The sequence below is a fragment of the Rhodobacter sp. Har01 genome (assembly GCF_020564565.1).
Lineage (GTDB): Bacteria > Pseudomonadota > Alphaproteobacteria > Rhodobacterales > Rhodobacteraceae > Pseudogemmobacter.
This window is the reverse complement of the sequence record NZ_JAJCTD010000001.1, coordinates 1,074,664-1,090,380: the sequence shown is the minus strand read 5'-3', so window position 1 is coordinate 1,090,380 and position 15,717 is coordinate 1,074,664. Positions and strand designations below refer to the sequence as shown.

Here is a 15,717-nt window from a genome sequence, read left to right as displayed (position 1 = left end):
TCGTTTGTTGGACGCCGGGGAACCGCCGCCGCCGGCACTATACGGTGTTTTCTTTACAGATAAACCGCTTTCCTGTAACCCGCCAAGGGATGACTGAGCAAAATACTCAACTTGGCCGGGCCCCGCTCTGGCGCCCCGATCCCTGGACGCTCGGCGCGGTGCTGATCGCGGCGCTGGTGCTGGCGCCGGTGGCCTCGGTGGTCTGGATCGCCTTCCACCCGACCGAGAACATCTGGCCGCACCTGACGGCCACCGTGCTGCCGCGCTATCTGGGCACCACGCTGGCGCTGATGCTGTCGGTGGCGACGCTGGCGGCGGCAATGGGCACCGGCGCGGCCTGGCTGGTGTCGATGTATCGGTTCCCCGGCCGGCACTGGCTGGATGTCGCGCTGTTCTTCCCGCTGGCGATCCCGGCCTATGTCGGCGCCTATGCCATCGTCGACCTGATGGACTATGCCGGCCCGGTGCAGACCACCCTGCGCGCGACGATGGGCTGGACCAGCGCGCGCGACTACTGGTTCCCCGACACCCGCAGCCTGTGGGGGGCCGCGGTGGTGCTGGCGGCGGCGCTTTATCCCTATGTCTACCTGCTGGCCCGCGCCGCCTTCCGCGAACAGTCGGGCTGCACCTATGAGGTGGCCCGCGCGCTGGGGCAGGGGCCCTGGGGCCTGTTCTACCGCGTCGGCCTGCCGATGGCGCGGCCCGCCATCGCCGCCGGCGTGGCGCTGGCGCTGATGGAAACGGTGGCGGATTACGGCACCGTGCACCACTTCGGCGTGCAGACGCTGACCACCGGCATCTTCTCGACCTGGCTTGATGGCGGCAACGCCGGCGGCGCGGCGCAGATCGCCGGCGTCGTGCTGACGCTGATCCTGCTCTTGGTGACGCTGGAACGGCTGTCGCGCCGCAACGCCCGCTTTCACCGCCTGTCGCGCGCCCAACGCCCGATCGAGCGCCAGCCGCTGACCGGCGCCCGCGGCCTGCTGGCGCTGGCGGCCTGCCTGGTGCCCTTCGGTCTGGGCTTCGTCCTTCCGGTCTCGGTGATGCTGGTGCATGCGGTGCAGGCGCCCGGCGAATGGCTGGCGCCCGGCCTCCTGGCGGCGCTGGCCAATACCCTGATCGCCGGCGGTGGCGCTGCGCTGACCACGGTCGCCCTGGCGCTGGTGCTGGTCTATGGCCTGCGGCTTTCGGCCCATCCGGTTGGCCGCGCCGTGCTGCCGCTGACCACGCTCGGCTATGCCACGCCCGGCGCGGTGCTGGCGGTCGGCCTGCTGTTTCCGCTGGCCGCGCTGGACCACCGGCTGGCCGACGCGCTGCAGGCGCTGACCGGCACCGATCCGGGCCTGCTGATCACCGGCACCGCCTTTGCGCTGGGGCTGGCCTATGTGGTGCGCTTCTTCGGCGTGGCGCAGGGCGCGGTCGAGGCGGCCTTCGGCCGTATCTCGCCGTCGCTGCCGCTGGCGGCGCGGTCGCTGGGCCGCGGTCCGGGCGGCACGCTGACCGCCGTCTATCTGCCCTTGATGCGCGGCTCGGTGCTGACGGCGCTGCTGGTGGTGTTCGTCGATTGCGTCAAGGAACTGCCCGCGACGCTGCTGCTGCGCCCGTTCAACTACAACACCCTTGCGACGCGCGTCTTCGAACTCGCCTCGCTGGAACGCCTGTCCGAGGCCGCCCCGGCCGCACTTCTGGTTATGGCGGTGGGCCTGACGGCGGTGATCCCGATCGCCCGCAGCGGCCGGACCTGACGCCCCGCACCCTTGCACCGAACCCCCGGCCCGCGGTAAAGGAAACCCGTGCCCCTATAGCTCAGCTGGTAGAGCATCTGATTTGTAATCAGGGGGTCGGGGGTTCAAATCCCTCTGGGGGCACCAGAAATCAGCTCAAAGCTCTGCTTGACCGACGCCCGCCGGGATGGAACCCTGCGCCGGCGCAGGATCCTGCGCCAAACAAGCCAGACAGCCGGCGCCGGACCTTCGCATCCCGGCGCCCCGGACCAGGGAGTTTCCGCGATGTGTGATGCCTGCCTGATCGATTCCGTCAAAGCCTCCATGCTGTCGCGCCGCGCGCTGTTCGCGGGCGCCGCGGCCACCACCGCCGCTGTCGTCGCCTCCGGGCTGACCACCGCGCGGCCCGCGCTGGCGCAGGCCTCCGGCAAGGTCGTGGACCTGACCCATGCCTATGATGGCAGCTTCCCCACCTTCGACGGCAATCCGGGCATCCTGTATGAGCCGTCGGTCAAGTTCGCCGACAGCGGCTACCAGCTGTGGAAGCTGACGATCTACGAACACACCGGCACCCACATCGACGCGCCCTTGCATTTCACCGCCGACGGCACCTCGGTCGCCGACCTGCCGCCCGAGCGGCTGATCTGCCCGCTTTGCGTGCTGGACATCACCGCCAAGGCCGCGCAGGACGCCAATGCCATGGTGGAACCGGCCGATATCGAGGCCTGGGTCAGCGCCAACGGGGCCATCCCCGCCGGGGCCTGCGTGGCCATGCACTCGGGCTGGGCCGCCAAGGTGGCCACGCCGGAATTCCGCAACACGCCCGACGGCAAGTTCGCCTTCCCCGGCTTCTCCAAGGCCGCGACCGACATGCTGGCGGGCCTTGATGTGGCCTGCATCGGGGTGGACACGCTGTCGCTGGACCCCGGCAATTCGGCCGATTTCGCGGTGCATTTCAGCTGGCTGCCGGGCGGTCGCTTCGGCATCGAGAACCTGGCCAACCTCGACCAGTTGCCGGCGACCGGGGCCACGGTGTTCATCGGCGCACCCAAGCACAAGACCGGCACCGGCGGTCCGGCCCGCGTGCTGGCGGTGGCCTGACGGGCCGGCGGCGGATGCCGCGCGAAAAGCTGCAAGCCGTGGCAGTTGCGCCCGGGCGGCCGGCGGGCTTGTGCAAGCGGCGCTCGGGCCGGTGCGGCGGCGCGGGCGGGCCGTGGCCTTGCCGGCCCCTGGCGGTGGCAATCGTTAAGAAAGTGTAAAAATCAAATCGCAAGGCATTGAAATCCTTGCCTCGGCTCTGTGTCCCATCATGGGACACCGCGATCCCCCTTGCCGCGGGCCGCAAGCCGGTCCACCTTTTCGGGGCAAAAGGAGTCCCGACCCATGCCCGTCAAGAACCGTTTCGCCGAGCTGCTGCCCGAGATCACCGCCTGGCGCCGCGACTTCCACGAACACCCCGAGCTTCTGTTCGACGTCCACCGCACCGCCGCCCGCGTGGCCGGGCTGTGCCGGGATTTCGGCTGCGACGAGGTGGTCGAGGGCATCGGACGCACCGGCGTGGTGGCCGTGATCCGCGGCAAGACCGACACCCGCGGCCGCGTCGTGGGCCTGCGCGCCGACATGGACGCCCTGCCGATCATCGAGCAGACCGGCGTGCCCTATGCCTCGAAGACCCCGGGCACGATGCACGCCTGCGGCCATGACGGCCACACCGCCATGCTGCTGGGTGCTGCGAAATACCTGGCCGAGACCCGCAACTTCGACGGCACGGTGGTCTGCATCTTCCAGCCCGCCGAAGAAGGCGGCGGCGGCGGTCGCGAGATGGTCGCCGACGGCCTGATGGACCGCTGGAACGTGCAAGAGGTCTATGGCATGCACAACATGCCCGGCATCCCGGTCGGCCATTTCGCCATCCGCCCCGGCGCGCTGATGGCCGCCGCCGACCAGTTCGAGATCACCGTTACCGGCAAGGGTGGCCACGCCGCCAAGCCGCACGACTGCATCGACAGCACCGTCGTTGCCGCCCATATCATCGTCGCGGCGCAGACCATCGCCTCGCGCAGCGTCGATCCGATGAAGCAGGTCGTGGTCTCGATCTGCACGGTCGAAACCGACAGCCCCGCCCACAACGTCATTCCCCAGGTGGTGAAGATGCGCGGCACGGTCCGCACGCTGGACGCCAAGGTGCAGGACTTCGTGGAAACCCGGCTGTCCCAGATCGTCGAGGGCACCGCGCTGGCCCTGGGCGCGCGGGCCGAGGTCGCCTACCAGCGTGGCTATCCGGTCACCGTCAATGCCCCCGAGAACACCGCCCACGCGGTCGAGGTCGCCCACGCTGTCTCGGGCCAGGTCGACGCCGACACCCCGCCCTTGATGGGGGCCGAAGACTTCAGCTTCATGCTGAACGCCCGCCCCGGCGCCTATATCTTCATCGGCAACGGCAACACGGCAATGGTCCATCACCCGGCCTACAACTTCGACGACAACGTCATCCCCTTCGGCGCCAGCTGGTACGCCGGCATGGCCGAGGCCCGCATGCCCGCAGCCTGACAAGGCACCCGGAAACGCGAAACGCCCGCCTGAACGGCGGGCGCTTTCGAAACTCTGGCTCCGGCGGTAGGGATCGAACCTACGACCAATTGATTAACAGGCACCGCCAGATGACTGAGCAATCAAGCGGTTAGGCTCCACCTGCTTTGCGTTTTGAGTGAATTGCGACCGAGCGTCAAAACCACCCCAGCCACGAGTCGAGCCAGGGGTGCTCTTCGACCAACATACCGAATCTGAACGAGAATTCCTCATCCGGCACATCCTTGCACCACGCCCGCGCATGATCGAGGACGCGCTCACACCGCCGACGTGCAGCCATGACCTGAGCAAAGCCGGTCGACGGACCGTCAGGCCAGCCCGTGAACTGATCCTCGTAGTGCGCATGGTCGGCGAGCCAGCGGTCTGTTTCCTTGAACCAGTACGGCGAGCCGCAATGCACGAGCAACGCCGCAGCCTCAGTAGACAGGTCTTGCGCGGCGCTCTCCACTGGAACCAACGACCGGATAAACTTGCGGCGTCCCTTGGGTCCCCAACGGACATGAGGCCGCGCCTCGGTCGGACGTTTGACCTTGATCTCAGGTTCAACGGGCCTTCTGAACGGTCGCCTCGTGCCTCGTTTAAACGGGTTCATCTTTTCATTGAGAAGCGTTCCGTGCGGTGCGTAGGCTGCGATCAGCTCCTTCTCACGGTCGAGCGCCTCCGCCGCACTTGCAGCCCACTCGACCTTGATCTGGAGTGGTTGCTCCATCAGTTCGGGCTTTTCATACAGGTGGTCGAAGCACCGGATGTCCTTGCCTTTGCCGACATATACGGGAACGCCGTCGATGAAGATGGTGTAAGTGTAAAATGCTCTGTCCATACGCGATTTTCGCACATGCCCGAGCGCTACCTAACCGCTATCCAAGGTGCCGCCACACTCGCGCCAGAATGCCGTGCGATGCAGCCTGGAAACAGGAGGCATTATGGCAAGCAAGAAGCACGTCCCCGCTCCAACGGGACCCGGCACACTGGGATTGTTCTCGAGCACGGGACCACTGATCAAGAAGCCGGATCGCACGGCCAGCGGCAAGGACATGTGCGCCCAAGCCGAGCTGGATTCCGTCAAGCGCAACCGAGACATCCCGAGGGAGTCCGAACGCGCGAAAGCCCTCAGGCTGCAACGGGAGGCCATGCCGGTCGAGCCTAACCCGAGGGTGCCAGACTTTGAGGCTGGCATTGCTTCGCTCAATCGCAAGCCGGATGACGACGACGTGGCGTTCTGAACCCGCGCGCTCGTTCGGTTCGCTGGAATCTCATGGGCCGTTGCACGACGAAGCGCCCAGCAGATCGCAGCAGCGCGTCAGCGAAGGCGGTTCTCCTGGTCAGCCCCTACGGTGACACCGCACGGTGTCGAACCGCACGGTAGCGCGGGCGCTCTGCGCAGGTCATGGCAACGGGCGCAGCAAACGCCGCGCCCGTCGGAGGTCGTTTAAACGTCAGTGAGGTCACTCAGCCGCCAGCAGGTTTCGCAGGCTGCGCCGTCGCATCCCGACGGACACGACCCAACGGTCAGGCCCAATGCGCGCCAAAAGCTCTTGGATCGTCGGCGGCTGCTCGAACCACACCTCCTGCATGTTTCGCCCGTCGTCGGTGACGATGACGTAGTGCCGGTGGAGGGCAGCCAGCGCGCGCTTGCGCCCCTCTCTTGCCTTTTCGGTCATGCGGCGGGCAGCTTCTGCGTCCAGCCGTTCAAAGAGGTTAACTTCAATCACGGCGCACCACCGATCATCAACCCGGCGGCAAGCAATGCAAGCGAGAGCCAGCCAAATGCCTCGACGATGCCGCGAACGAACCGCCAAGGGCCTTTGGCAGGTGCTTGCGTCGTCACGTTCAAGGCCTTTTCGATCCGTTCTATGGCCGTTGGCACATCCACCGAGAACCACTCACGCGCCTCTGACGTCCGATAGTGCGCAAGGGCCTTGTGGGCTACGCGTTCGGCCTCGCGCGCGTCAGACGTCGGCCAAGACGCGACAATTCGGAACGGCATCGGGACGCCCGTAGTGTGCAATTCAACCGCGCGCTCCTCAGGTGAGCGCGTGGTGTAACCGACTTTGCAAAGCTTAGGCATGGCCGGATTTGTAAGGACATAGAGCCAGCCTTGTTCTGGCCGATCAAAGGGAACGATTTGCCCGGTCATATCGCGTCCACCCGCACTAAGTGGGCTTCCCCGAGTCCCATTGCGTCAAGTGAATGGGATAGCTGGGATAGGGGTTGCTGAATTGCGACGTAGCCATAAAGGCCGTTGAAGTAGTAGGTGACGAGCCAACTCGCCTGCGAAATGGGTCCCGACATGGGAAATACCTCCAAAGAAAATGGCCGACGCGAAATGCCGTCGGCCCGTTCAATCGTGAATTGTGTCGAAAGTGTGTGCGACCGGTAAGTCGAGATACCGTCTCAACTTTCCTCGGGAACCCTGGGCGGATCGGGTTGGTCGAGGCCACCCGTATCCGGGAGAAGCCGATCAAGCAGGATTGCCATGCGCTGCAACTCGTCACGCGCGAACCGCCGACCTTTCGGCGATCCGTTCTCGTGGACGACAAGAAGCAGGGGGAGGGCTTCTGACCACTTCATGATGATCACCCCTTGCAGGCGGCGAGCAGAACCGCGCCTTTGGCTTGACCCTTTTCCACGATGGCCGGGCGGGTGAAGCCTTTCGGCAGGAGTAGGAAGTATTTGCCTCCCTTGCGTTCGCAGCCGAGGCCAGCCTGTGACAGGTCCCAACGCAGTGCCGACGTCACGGTGTCTTTGTTCCAGCCGGTCGCGGTCATCAGGTCGTCAATCGTCGCGCCTTTGGCGAGGGCTTCGATCAGCAGATGCCGCTTGCTGCCTTGCGTCACGGCCTTGATATGCTTCTGGTCCTGCGCGGGCTGCGTGATGATCCGGTCGTCCAGGACGCGGGCTTTCTTTGGGGCTGGTGACGGTGCGGGCGCGGCTTTCTGCTTTTTCGCCGTCGGCATTGCGGGCAAAGGTTCTTCAAGGAGGGCTTGCACCACGTCGAAGCCGAGCAGGGTCCAGCCGAGTAAATCGCCCTCCGCGTCGGGCGTGATCACGAGCAGGCCCTTCTTGACCAGCGACGACAGCACGCCCTTTTTCTGAGCCGTTGTCATGTCGCCAACCTTGCGCGCATCGAGCCAAACCCAGGTCGCGAGGTCGGCGGCCACCTTCGCGCTTTTCGGCGCACCGTTGGTCACGTTGTTCTCGCAATGCGCAAAGGCCGAGAGCAAGTGCCCCTCTGGGATAGTCAGATCACGCAGGGTTTTGAGCAATGTCTTATCGTCGGTCGGGGGCGTGTCGTCGGCATGGGCATCGCGCAGGTCAGCGTCTAGGGCGTCGGTCGCAGGCATCGCGTCGAACATGGCGACGAGGTCAGCGTGGGACGTCTTTTTGAGTTGCGAGGCTGTCAGGGGCGAGGCCAGGAGGGCGTTGACTTGGGCTTTGGTCATATTGATCAGGTCGGTCATGTCTTTCACTCCGTTGCTAGTAGGTCAGCACAGTTGACCTATAACCAAGTTATCGGTCCTCACCCCGGCGCGTGTAAACCGGGTATCTCAATCGACTCCCAGAAGAATGCGCAGTAGGGTGCCTCAGGTGATTTTCTGAGGAGATACAGGCGTATGGCGCTGCATGATGATGTTGCACGGTTGAGACAGCAGCGCGGGCCGATGCCGGATGCGTTGCAGGGCGTGACCAAAGACCGGATCAGGGCCGTGCTGCGCGCGCTCGACCTTGGGGCTAACGCCGACCTAGTCGATTGCGTCTTTGCGCTGCTGGATGACCAGACCGATAGCTGGTTCTCGAAAGCACCGGCTGGATCGAAAATCGCTGACGGTGCATCGACAGGGCACCTCGCCTGCCACATTGGCATCCTGCAACGCGGGGGCGGCAAACTTGACCGGGAAGGTCGGGACTACTGGATCAAACCCCTGCGGGAGATCGGTGGTTTCGAGGCTATCACGTTGCAGGATGGCGAGTTCATCGCGGGGCATCCGGTCGCGAAGTCCCCAAACTCTGCTTACCGCTTGGAGCCGGGCGTTCGCGCAATCTTGGGCGCACCCGATGATCAATGGCGCGGCCTGCTTGCAGCCTGGGCGCAGGCTGATGCTGCGCGAGGTCGTCGAGCGTTCCAGGCTGACATGGCGGAGCTCGCCCGCGCGAACGTCGATACCGGCCACAAAGACCTGATCCGAGCCAGCGTTGAACAGTATGCGCCGCGCTTTTTACCCGGGTTTGAGGTTCTTTACATCGACGACGCGGACGGCGACCGGATCAGTGATGTAGAACGGGCGCGCATGGCCGCCGCAGGTGTCAACCTTGCCCTTGAGGATGCCATGCCCGACGCGCTGCTGTGGAACCGCGCGACTGATCACCTCTGGGTCATTGAGGCGGTGACGAGCGACGGCGAGGTGGACATGCACAAGGTCCAAGCGGTCAAGCGCATGGCCGCACGTTGCGGCAAGGCCGGGGTTGGTTTCACGACCACATACCGCACTTGGAAGGAGGCTGCATCCCGCCAAGGCCCGCACCAGAATATCGCCATCGACACCTACATCTGGATTCAAGGCGACCCGGCGAAGCAGTTCAAGGTCGAAGGCTAAACGAGGTCGGCCATCGTCGTCTCGCCTGTGCCCAACGCAATGAGTTGGGCACGGGTTGGGAAGTGCAGGCTGCGCAAGTCCGTCGCGTTCACTTGGGTGTGCCCAGAGAAGATGCGGAAATACTGATCGACAGCTTCCGAGTTCAGGAAGGCTGACAAGCCGCGCGCAAGGTCCATCGGCAGGCCTTTGCCGTTCTCGTGGAAATAGTTCAGGTGGTTCTCGAAACCCACGCGCCCGCCGTCATAGATCGCGGCAACGAGGCGACGCTTTTCCTCCTTGGCCGAAAATCGCTTGGTCAGGACATAGACGCCGCCCGGCACCATCAGGCTGGCCGTTTCGGGATTGTCCGCAATCGCGTTGTGCTTCTTCGACTCTGGCACCGGCCAGCGGATAGCGCCGTTGTCAAAGTGGGTCGGATAGATCAGTGGCACGGTATCGTCACCCGGCATCTTCCGCAGGTGTTCCGTCGCGCGAAAATCGACGACACGCCCGGTCGAAACCTTGATCCCAAGGTCCACTAGGGTGCAGGGCAATGCCTGGACGCGGGCTGCAAGGCCGTCACCGTCAACGGGTAGGCGGATGAAGGCGTGACGATCATTCGGGCGCACGATTTCTGCGAAGGGCACAGCGCGGGCTGGGGCGGCGTCGGTAGACAAGGCCACCTCGGCCTGCGGGGTGCCTTTCCTGACGTGGAAGATCATGTTCTCCTGCAACACGTCGTCGTCTTTGAAGGCGGTTTTGCGAGACTCGAAAACATGCAGGGCAAGCAGCGCTGACGTGTCGAGCATCTGACGTCGGAAAGACTCGTAATAGGAGCCGTTGCAGAAAGAGCGCGGCGTGATGGCAACGAGTTCCCCACCGTGCTCCAACTGGTTCAGCGCGACGGCAACGAAGGCCGTGTAGAGGTTGACCGTCTCGATCCCGAGTGAGCGCAGGGCGTGACGCCATTCGGACGACACGTTGATCTTGCCATAGGGCGGGTTGAGGATGGCGCAGTTGAAGGCAGGACTGTGAGCAAGCAGCGGTTCCGCTGACCGCAGGATGTAGTCATCGCGGATCACCTGGCAGGAGAATGTGATGCCGGATTCTGCGCACCTGTCCTCGCAAGCCTGCATTGTGCCGTCCAGGATGTCTGCCATCTGCGGATCAACCTCGTAGGCTGTCACGGTGATGGATGCCGGACGGTCGGCACGTCGGCAGGCTTCGGTGACAAAGGCTGCGGTCAGCGCGCCCATTCCTGCACCAGCGTCCAGAAGGCGCACGTCGGTCGGCATGTTCTCGAACATGCCTGCCATGAAGGCCGCGATCCGCCCCGGCGTCATGAACTGACCGAGCTTGGATCGGCGCTTCGGGTCCAAGGTTGGCGAGACTTCAAGGCGGGCGCGGTCAACGGATTCTATCAGCAAGTGTTCTTCCTTTGTTTTCGCGCATCATTGCATTGTGCTGCCGTCATGCCAACTGCCCGTTTAAACGCGCCACCTCAATCTGCCCCCATTCCACCTTATTCCGGCGATGAACTCGACTAGGTCTCCGTATATCGTCCCAAGTAAGGATATGACGAAGGAGCGAGACATGACCGTGCAGTCAAGAGTGATCCCGGAGTGGCCCGAGTGGCAGTCGCCGGAAACGGCGGCGAAGTACCTGGACACGGCGGAGCAGACCCTGGCCGACTGGCGCTGCAAAGGCGTGGGGCCTGCGTTCAAGAAGATCGGCCAGCGCATGGTCCGGTATCGCAAGGAGGACCTCGACGCCTACATGATGGAGCGGGGGTGATGCCAGCAGGGCCGAAAGCGAAGTTCGAGCACGGGCATGACCTCATGCGGTTCCTGCTCGGGCACAACAAGCGGGCGCAGGCGTGGGTTGAGGTCAACTTCGAGCGCCTCGGGCTGGATCATCCCCTGGACAAAAGCACGATCAGCCTTGCACTGAACGAGAAGCCCGTGCCGCCCATCGTCGTGCGAGCATTCCAAGACCTGTATCGCGAGATATACTCGGACCCTTGGGCGTGGTGTCGCCCGCCTGACACACTCGAGGAGCTGGCCGACTTCCACGGGTTCGCGTGGTGGTATCGCATCCTGCGGCTTGACGACGTGCTGACCGAGACAGCCTTCGACAAACTGCGCAAAAGGCCGCTCAAGCCTGACGTGCGGGCAGCGGTCCAGGAACGCCTCGACTCCTGGTCAGCCAAGCTGCGGGACGTCTGCGAGCAGCAGAAGGCAGATGGGGAACTTGTCCGTGCCTACACAGCCGACCTCGACCCGCAGATGGACGAATGGGTCTCGACGCCTGAGGGGATCAGGCGCGGGGTCCGTGGTGATCATGTCCGGTTCACACGTCGCGCGCCCTATGGGCTGCACCACTTGTTCTTCCTTAAGCCATGCCGCACCACGGAGGACTTTGTCGAACGTGCCGCACGAGCGAAAGCGCTCTTTGGCATCGACCTGCTGCTGCCAGATATCGACCGCGAGCCCTCACTTGGATATGCCGTCGCACTGACCCAGGATGACTATGACTGGGCTGCGACGATGGTCGACCAGATGCTCAAGTCGAAGTTCGCCGACTACACCCCGCGCGCCTGGAATGGCGAGTCCTGGGAGTATGTCGTCACCCGAGGCGAAAAGCAGGAGCTCTGGCGCTACGTCTGGGACGACGCAGCCTGGGACTACCGGGAAGAAGTTGTTGGGCTGCACAAGGTCTGGGAACCGCGTCGAGATACAGGCTACCATGTGCCTGACCAACTGGTCGAGCCGCCCGAGGACGTCAGGGTCTGGGTGGACGAGGATGTCGAGCGCGTGAGGGTAGACGGGCGCTGGGTATCCCAGAAAGTCGAGGCTCACTGGGCCTATCCGGGCGGCGACCGCGTGAAGGTCGTTCCTAGGCGCTGGGTGCCGGGTGAGGTGACCGAAGGCTACTGGCGCGATGCGACGGAAGACGAGAAGGTCTTCCACTTGACGGGTCTGCGTCGGTTGACGTTCGAGCTGCCGGATCGGGAGACATGGCTCGCGAACAGGAAAAAACTGCTGACTGCGCGCGACTACCAGCCCACAGATGACGAGTGGGAAGCGAAGTGGGTCGCGCATCGTGACAGGATGGTTGCCGAACAGGAAGCTGCGGTGGCAGCGCAGGATCAGGTGATCGCGGACGCGCTCGCGGCGCTCAATACAGGCCAGCCCGGTTGATGATCGGTGTTCCAGGATAGGCGCGCTGTCTGTCTTGGAACACGTCGGCGCAGAAGTCGGCCAGGGGCTGGTGTGCCAGGATGATGCCTGCACGGGCCAGCTCGTCCAAGATGATCTTGTAGATGTCCGCCAGGTCGGTCGACTCGACGATGCGGGCGAGGGCGCGCGACTTCACGGCGGGCAGGTCGGGCTTGGCGCTGCGCGCGATGGCAAGGCCGATCAGGTCAGGGGTGATCCTATCCACGCTCGACGTCCTGGACGAGAAGCGCAAGCTCCTGGTCAGTCGCGGCCATGCCGACCTCCGCAAGCTCCTGCTTGATCCGAATGACGAGCTCCGACCGTTCGAGGTCGAGGCCGGACAACCTTTCGACCAGGTCATCTGACTGCGCAAGGACGCGCTTTGAGACAGCGTTTTTGATCGCGGTGAGGTCATCCATTGGGAAACAGCGCGTCAAGGAAGCAGTTCAACTGGGCGGTGTCACGGGTGCGCAGGATCAGCCAGCGTTCTGCCGACCGACGGTCACGGATGCAGCCCGACTTGACCAGACCGTCATGCAGGAACTGGGCGAACCGGTGAGGCTGCAAGGTCGGGCGGGCTGCGACGGGGTGCGCGAAGGCGAGAGCGTTCATAGGGGCCTCTGTTGATCGGGGTGGGCAGGCTTTGGTTATAAGTCAGTTGGGCACAGGGGATCGACCAAGGATCGAGGTCTAGACCCACGAAAACTAGGCGCGCGCGTATGGGCAGGAAGGAAAAAGGGAAACGATGATCTAAGTTGTTGGTGCTTTCTGGCCCCGTGTTGGTGCTAAATCGCTGAGAATGTCGTGATCTGCTAAGGGGTTGCTGACTGGCACCAACGACACCAACAACACCAACGCAAGTTACTGGGCTGTGGCGTCAACAACAACGACGACGACAAGACCCCATGCCGCGCTTTGTCGTCGTCGTTGTTGTTGCAACGCGCATGATCGCGCGCACGATTAACTCCCGTTGGTGCCACCCCCAGCGTGTCGTCGTCGTTGTTGTTGCAACGCGCATGATCGCGCGCTGGGCTGTGCTTTGGCGTGGTGCAGCCTCGATCCTAGTCAAACCGCGCGACAGCCTGCCCACACGCCCGGCTCAGAGGATTATCGGCGGTGAATGTTATCTTATCACATCTTGGATCGAACCCCCGCGAAAAACGCCCAGCGAAGGCGGTCTCCGGCGCGCCCCTACCATGACGCCCAAAACCGCCTAACCCCCAAGCGCTGACGAGCTCTCGCAGTCTCTGGCGCATTCTCGCCCGACAGCCCACGTCGCGCCGTCGTCTGCGCCGTCGATCTGCGGTCAAGCGTCCATCAGATTGAACCTACCGCACGGTTAACTTCTTGATACCGCACGGCTCTTGCGGTGATTGTTCATCACTTCGTGTGGATCGGGTCCTGCGATCTTGGTTGGGTCGGCATCGGCGCGGGTCGTATCATTCGACGGGACACCAACCCTGGAGCCCACACCATGAAGAAATCGACCAAACTGCTGCCCACCGACGTTGCAGCCTTGCCCGAGGTCACCGTGACCGACGACGACATGACCGCCCGCCTGTCTGGCAACGGCTTGAACGTCAAGCGCGTGACGACCAATCCCGCAGGTGGCATCGTCGTGCACTGGCGCAAGCCGCCGACCGAGGCAGAGCAGGCCTTCGCCCAAGAGCTGATCGGCCAGCCTGTCCAACATGCCTGACGACGCGATCTCCCGCGCACTCGCCATCCTGGACAAGCACCCGGATATCCCTTCGCTGCCCGAAGACGACGACACGCCCATCTTGCCCATCGTCCTCGGCCTACTCGGAATCCCCTATGCCCCGAGCGATCAAGACCTTCCAGCACAGCCCGATTGACCACGTCGTCGAGGTCGAGGTGGTCGACTACGACAACCGCAACCTGTCCTTCATCGTCTTTGGCGAGGAGGACCCGAACATCGTCACGGTCAAGCTCGACGGCTACGTCCGCACACTGTCCCGCGCGGCTCACGTCGAAGGCTTCGAGCGCCTGCTCGAAGTGATCAAGACGGTGCCCGCCCAACCGAAAGGCTCCACCTGATGAACCCCGAACCCTTCACCACCTTCGGGCTGGCTGGCACCCGCGCCGACGTCATGCAGCCCGGTGACACCCTGGAATGGTACTGCACCGGCGAGGAGGCGATCCTGCCCTACCGCACGGCAACGGGCCGACCCCTGGCCGTGAAGACCTCGACCCTGAACGAGACACGGGTCCTGCACAACGCGACGAAGGACAAAGCCGTCGCCCAGTGGAACCAGTACCACACGCTGCTCGAATGGCCCTGGACCTGCTGCCTCGAAGAGCTGCCGATGCCCACGGGATACCTGCGATACCCCTACACGTTCGACGCTGCGCCATGACCGGTTGCGGTCAAGCATCGGTCAAGCGGACGCCCCCGCATGTATAACCGAGTGATACCGCTCGCCGCTGCTGGTGATGGCACGTCAATTTGCACCCGCGTTCCCGGTCGATAGCAGCCTGGTCAGGTGACATGATCGCGACGACCGGTGTCGCTCCTGGTCATGGTGTCAACGGCGGGCGCGGGTGCTCCTCCCTGCGCCCGTCAACCTCAGGTGATTGGTCATGGGCTACACGAACATCAGCACCCGGACAGGGAAGCCCGTCAAATCCAAGGACGAGCTGGCCCAACGGATCGACGCGAAGCTCCGCCAACTCAAGCTGCATTCCGGCCCCGAAGAATTCGACCCGGTCCTTTTGATGGCCGTTATCGCAGCGGAGTCCTATGATGCCGGGGACACAGCCATGGCGCTCACAGCAGCTCGTGAGGTCGCGGCCTACGTCCGCCCGAAGCTGCAATCGGTCGCCGTGCAGGCAGACGTCCATGTGGACCTCGACGTCACCGGCGCGAAGGATCGCTTCCTGGCCCTTGCCCACGCGAACCCGCATCTGGTCACAGAGATCCTGGACGACGGCGACGAGGTCGCCATCCCGGCTGTCCTGGAAAAGCACCCCGTCTGATGTGCGCCCTCGTTCGCCTCATCCGTGCATGGCGCGAGCTGAAGAAGGCTTGGGAGGAACGAGATGGCTAAGGTCCTGCGGACCACGACCGATGGCAACCGCGTGACCTTTCACTGGGACGCCGCACCGACAGCCTTGGAGCGCGCCCGTGCGGAGGCGACGTTCACCCCGCCTGCCTCACGCGCCAACCAAGGCGTGACCATCAAGGTCAGCATCCGACGCGGGCCTTCGTTCACCCACCTGACTTTCCGTGGCTGACCTCCTGCGCACCAGCTACGACAGCCTCGGCAACCGCGTGACGTTCGCGTGGGACAGCCGCCCGACGGACGCGGACAAGACCTGGGCCTTGGAGACGTTCAAGAAGGAACGCGGGCTCCGGTTCGTCCAGAAATGGCACGAGTGGGACATGCCCAAGAAGAAAGCCCGGATGGGCGTCGATCCGTGCCAACACGGCTACCAACGGTCGCGCTTGGGCTAGAGGCTGCGACAGCTCGTCAGCGCTGCGGCACACCGACCCAAGCCCCCACCCACGTCACCGCGCGACGTCGAACCGCCTAGCGCCCGCGCTGCTGAACGGTCGAAGTGATCAACAATCACCTGCGAACGCCCACGACT

General features: G+C 64.0%; 22 protein-coding genes and 1 tRNA gene. 15 read left to right on the top strand and 8 right to left on the bottom strand.

Annotation, left to right across the window (positions count from 1 at the left end):
* Positions 1-89: 89 nt before the first annotated feature.
* The 4 genes from LHP98_RS05280 (at position 90) to LHP98_RS05265 (ending at position 4,274) form a co-directional block, all read left to right on the top strand.
* The gene (locus LHP98_RS05280; protein ID WP_227251421.1) at positions 90-1,745 is read left to right on the top strand and encodes an ABC transporter permease; all 1,656 of its coding nucleotides are present in this window, start codon (positions 90-92) and stop codon (positions 1,743-1,745) included.
* 50 nt (positions 1,746-1,795) lie between these two features.
* Positions 1,796-1,871: transfer RNA gene (locus tag LHP98_RS05275), tRNA-Thr, on the top strand.
* Positions 1,872-2,009: 138 nt separating this feature from the next.
* Complete coding sequence (locus LHP98_RS05270; RefSeq protein WP_227251420.1) at positions 2,010-2,825, top strand: cyclase family protein; 816 nt, start codon at positions 2,010-2,012, stop codon at positions 2,823-2,825.
* A gap of 282 nt (positions 2,826-3,107) precedes the next feature.
* Complete coding sequence (locus LHP98_RS05265; RefSeq protein ID WP_227251419.1) at positions 3,108-4,274, top strand: M20 aminoacylase family protein; 1,167 nt, start codon at positions 3,108-3,110, stop codon at positions 4,272-4,274.
* A 175-nt stretch (positions 4,275-4,449) separates the two neighbouring features.
* On the opposite strand, the gene LHP98_RS05260 is transcribed toward LHP98_RS05265, so the two are convergent.
* A complete protein-coding gene (locus LHP98_RS05260) occupies positions 4,450-5,133 on the bottom strand; it encodes a hypothetical protein (protein WP_227251418.1) in 684 nt (227 codons plus the stop codon).
* A gap of 103 nt (positions 5,134-5,236) precedes the next feature.
* Between LHP98_RS05260 and LHP98_RS05255 the strand changes: the two genes are divergently transcribed.
* Positions 5,237-5,536, top strand: coding sequence for a hypothetical protein (locus tag LHP98_RS05255; RefSeq protein WP_227251417.1), 300 nt, complete (start codon positions 5,237-5,239; stop codon positions 5,534-5,536).
* A gap of 222 nt (positions 5,537-5,758) precedes the next feature.
* Here LHP98_RS05255 and LHP98_RS05250 read toward each other — a convergent pair whose 3' ends face one another.
* Both LHP98_RS05250 and LHP98_RS05245 read right to left on the bottom strand, forming a co-directional pair.
* Positions 5,759-6,025 carry a hypothetical protein gene (locus LHP98_RS05250; RefSeq protein ID WP_227251416.1) on the bottom strand — a complete coding sequence of 89 codons (267 nt, stop codon included), beginning with the start codon at positions 6,023-6,025 and terminating at the stop codon, positions 5,759-5,761.
* Positions 6,022-6,450: a GIY-YIG nuclease family protein gene (locus tag LHP98_RS05245; protein WP_227251415.1), complete on the bottom strand. Its 429-nt coding sequence runs from the start codon at positions 6,448-6,450 to the stop codon at positions 6,022-6,024. Before LHP98_RS05245 ends, LHP98_RS05250 begins: the two co-directional genes overlap by 4 nt.
* Positions 6,451-6,740: 290 nt before the next feature.
* On the opposite strand from LHP98_RS05245, the gene LHP98_RS19470 reads away from it, so the two are divergent.
* The gene (locus tag LHP98_RS19470) at positions 6,741-6,875 is read left to right on the top strand and encodes a hypothetical protein (protein ID WP_264473580.1); all 135 of its coding nucleotides are present in this window, start codon (positions 6,741-6,743) and stop codon (positions 6,873-6,875) included.
* Positions 6,876-6,889: 14 nt separating this feature from the next.
* On the opposite strand, the gene LHP98_RS05240 is transcribed toward LHP98_RS19470, so the two are convergent.
* Positions 6,890-7,774, bottom strand: coding sequence for a DUF3489 domain-containing protein (locus LHP98_RS05240; protein WP_227251414.1), 885 nt, complete (start codon positions 7,772-7,774; stop codon positions 6,890-6,892).
* A 153-nt stretch (positions 7,775-7,927) separates the two neighbouring features.
* Here LHP98_RS05240 and LHP98_RS05235 point away from each other — a divergent pair, with 153 nt between their 5' ends.
* Complete coding sequence (locus LHP98_RS05235) at positions 7,928-8,908, top strand: BsuBI/PstI family type II restriction endonuclease (protein ID WP_227251413.1); 981 nt, start codon at positions 7,928-7,930, stop codon at positions 8,906-8,908.
* Here LHP98_RS05235 and LHP98_RS05230 read toward each other — a convergent pair.
* Entirely contained in the window at positions 8,905-10,314 is a 1,410-nt protein-coding gene (locus LHP98_RS05230) for an Eco57I restriction-modification methylase domain-containing protein (RefSeq protein WP_227251412.1), read from the bottom strand. The genes LHP98_RS05235 and LHP98_RS05230 overlap by 4 nt on opposite strands.
* 166 nt (positions 10,315-10,480) lie before the next feature.
* On the opposite strand from LHP98_RS05230, the gene LHP98_RS05225 reads away from it, so the two are divergent.
* Together LHP98_RS05225 and LHP98_RS05220 are read left to right on the top strand one after the other, a co-directional pair.
* Positions 10,481-10,681 (top strand): helix-turn-helix domain-containing protein, encoded by a 201-nt coding sequence (locus tag LHP98_RS05225; RefSeq protein WP_227251411.1) that lies wholly within the window; start codon positions 10,481-10,483, stop codon positions 10,679-10,681.
* A gap of 44 nt (positions 10,682-10,725) precedes the next feature.
* Positions 10,726-12,087 (top strand): hypothetical protein, encoded by a 1,362-nt coding sequence (locus LHP98_RS05220; RefSeq protein WP_227251410.1) that lies wholly within the window; start codon positions 10,726-10,728, stop codon positions 12,085-12,087.
* Here the strand turns inward: LHP98_RS05220 and LHP98_RS05215 are convergent.
* From LHP98_RS05215 to LHP98_RS05205, 3 genes are read right to left on the bottom strand one after another with little or no spacing between them, the layout of a single operon-like run.
* A complete protein-coding gene (locus LHP98_RS05215) occupies positions 12,065-12,331 on the bottom strand; it encodes a hypothetical protein (protein WP_227251409.1) in 267 nt (88 codons plus the stop codon). The two genes, LHP98_RS05220 and LHP98_RS05215, sit on opposite strands and share 23 nt — an antisense overlap.
* Entirely contained in the window at positions 12,324-12,524 is a 201-nt protein-coding gene (locus LHP98_RS05210) for a hypothetical protein (RefSeq protein WP_227251408.1), read from the bottom strand. Before LHP98_RS05210 ends, LHP98_RS05215 begins: the two co-directional genes overlap by 8 nt.
* Positions 12,517-12,717, bottom strand: coding sequence for a hypothetical protein (locus LHP98_RS05205; RefSeq protein WP_227251407.1), 201 nt, complete (start codon positions 12,715-12,717; stop codon positions 12,517-12,519). The genes LHP98_RS05210 and LHP98_RS05205 overlap by 8 nt, the downstream gene beginning before the upstream one ends.
* An 862-nt stretch (positions 12,718-13,579) precedes the next feature.
* Here LHP98_RS05205 and LHP98_RS05200 point away from each other — a divergent pair.
* The 6 genes from LHP98_RS05200 (at position 13,580) to LHP98_RS05175 (ending at position 15,580) form a co-directional block, all read left to right on the top strand.
* The gene (locus LHP98_RS05200; protein WP_227251406.1) at positions 13,580-13,804 is read left to right on the top strand and encodes a hypothetical protein; all 225 of its coding nucleotides are present in this window, start codon (positions 13,580-13,582) and stop codon (positions 13,802-13,804) included.
* A gap of 116 nt (positions 13,805-13,920) precedes the next feature.
* Positions 13,921-14,163, top strand: coding sequence for a hypothetical protein (locus LHP98_RS05195; RefSeq protein WP_227251405.1), 243 nt, complete (start codon positions 13,921-13,923; stop codon positions 14,161-14,163).
* Positions 14,163-14,483: a hypothetical protein gene (locus tag LHP98_RS05190; RefSeq protein WP_227251404.1), complete on the top strand. Its 321-nt coding sequence runs from the start codon at positions 14,163-14,165 to the stop codon at positions 14,481-14,483. The genes LHP98_RS05195 and LHP98_RS05190 overlap by 1 nt, the downstream gene beginning before the upstream one ends.
* Before the next feature lie 223 nt (positions 14,484-14,706).
* Positions 14,707-15,102, top strand: coding sequence for a hypothetical protein (locus tag LHP98_RS05185; RefSeq protein WP_227251403.1), 396 nt, complete (start codon positions 14,707-14,709; stop codon positions 15,100-15,102).
* Positions 15,103-15,165: 63 nt separating this feature from the next.
* Positions 15,166-15,360 carry a hypothetical protein gene (locus tag LHP98_RS05180; protein WP_227251402.1) on the top strand — a complete coding sequence of 65 codons (195 nt, stop codon included), beginning with the start codon at positions 15,166-15,168 and terminating at the stop codon, positions 15,358-15,360.
* Positions 15,353-15,580 carry a hypothetical protein gene (locus LHP98_RS05175; protein WP_227251401.1) on the top strand — a complete coding sequence of 76 codons (228 nt, stop codon included), beginning with the start codon at positions 15,353-15,355 and terminating at the stop codon, positions 15,578-15,580. Before LHP98_RS05180 ends, LHP98_RS05175 begins: the two co-directional genes overlap by 8 nt.
* Positions 15,581-15,717 lie beyond the last annotated feature (137 nt).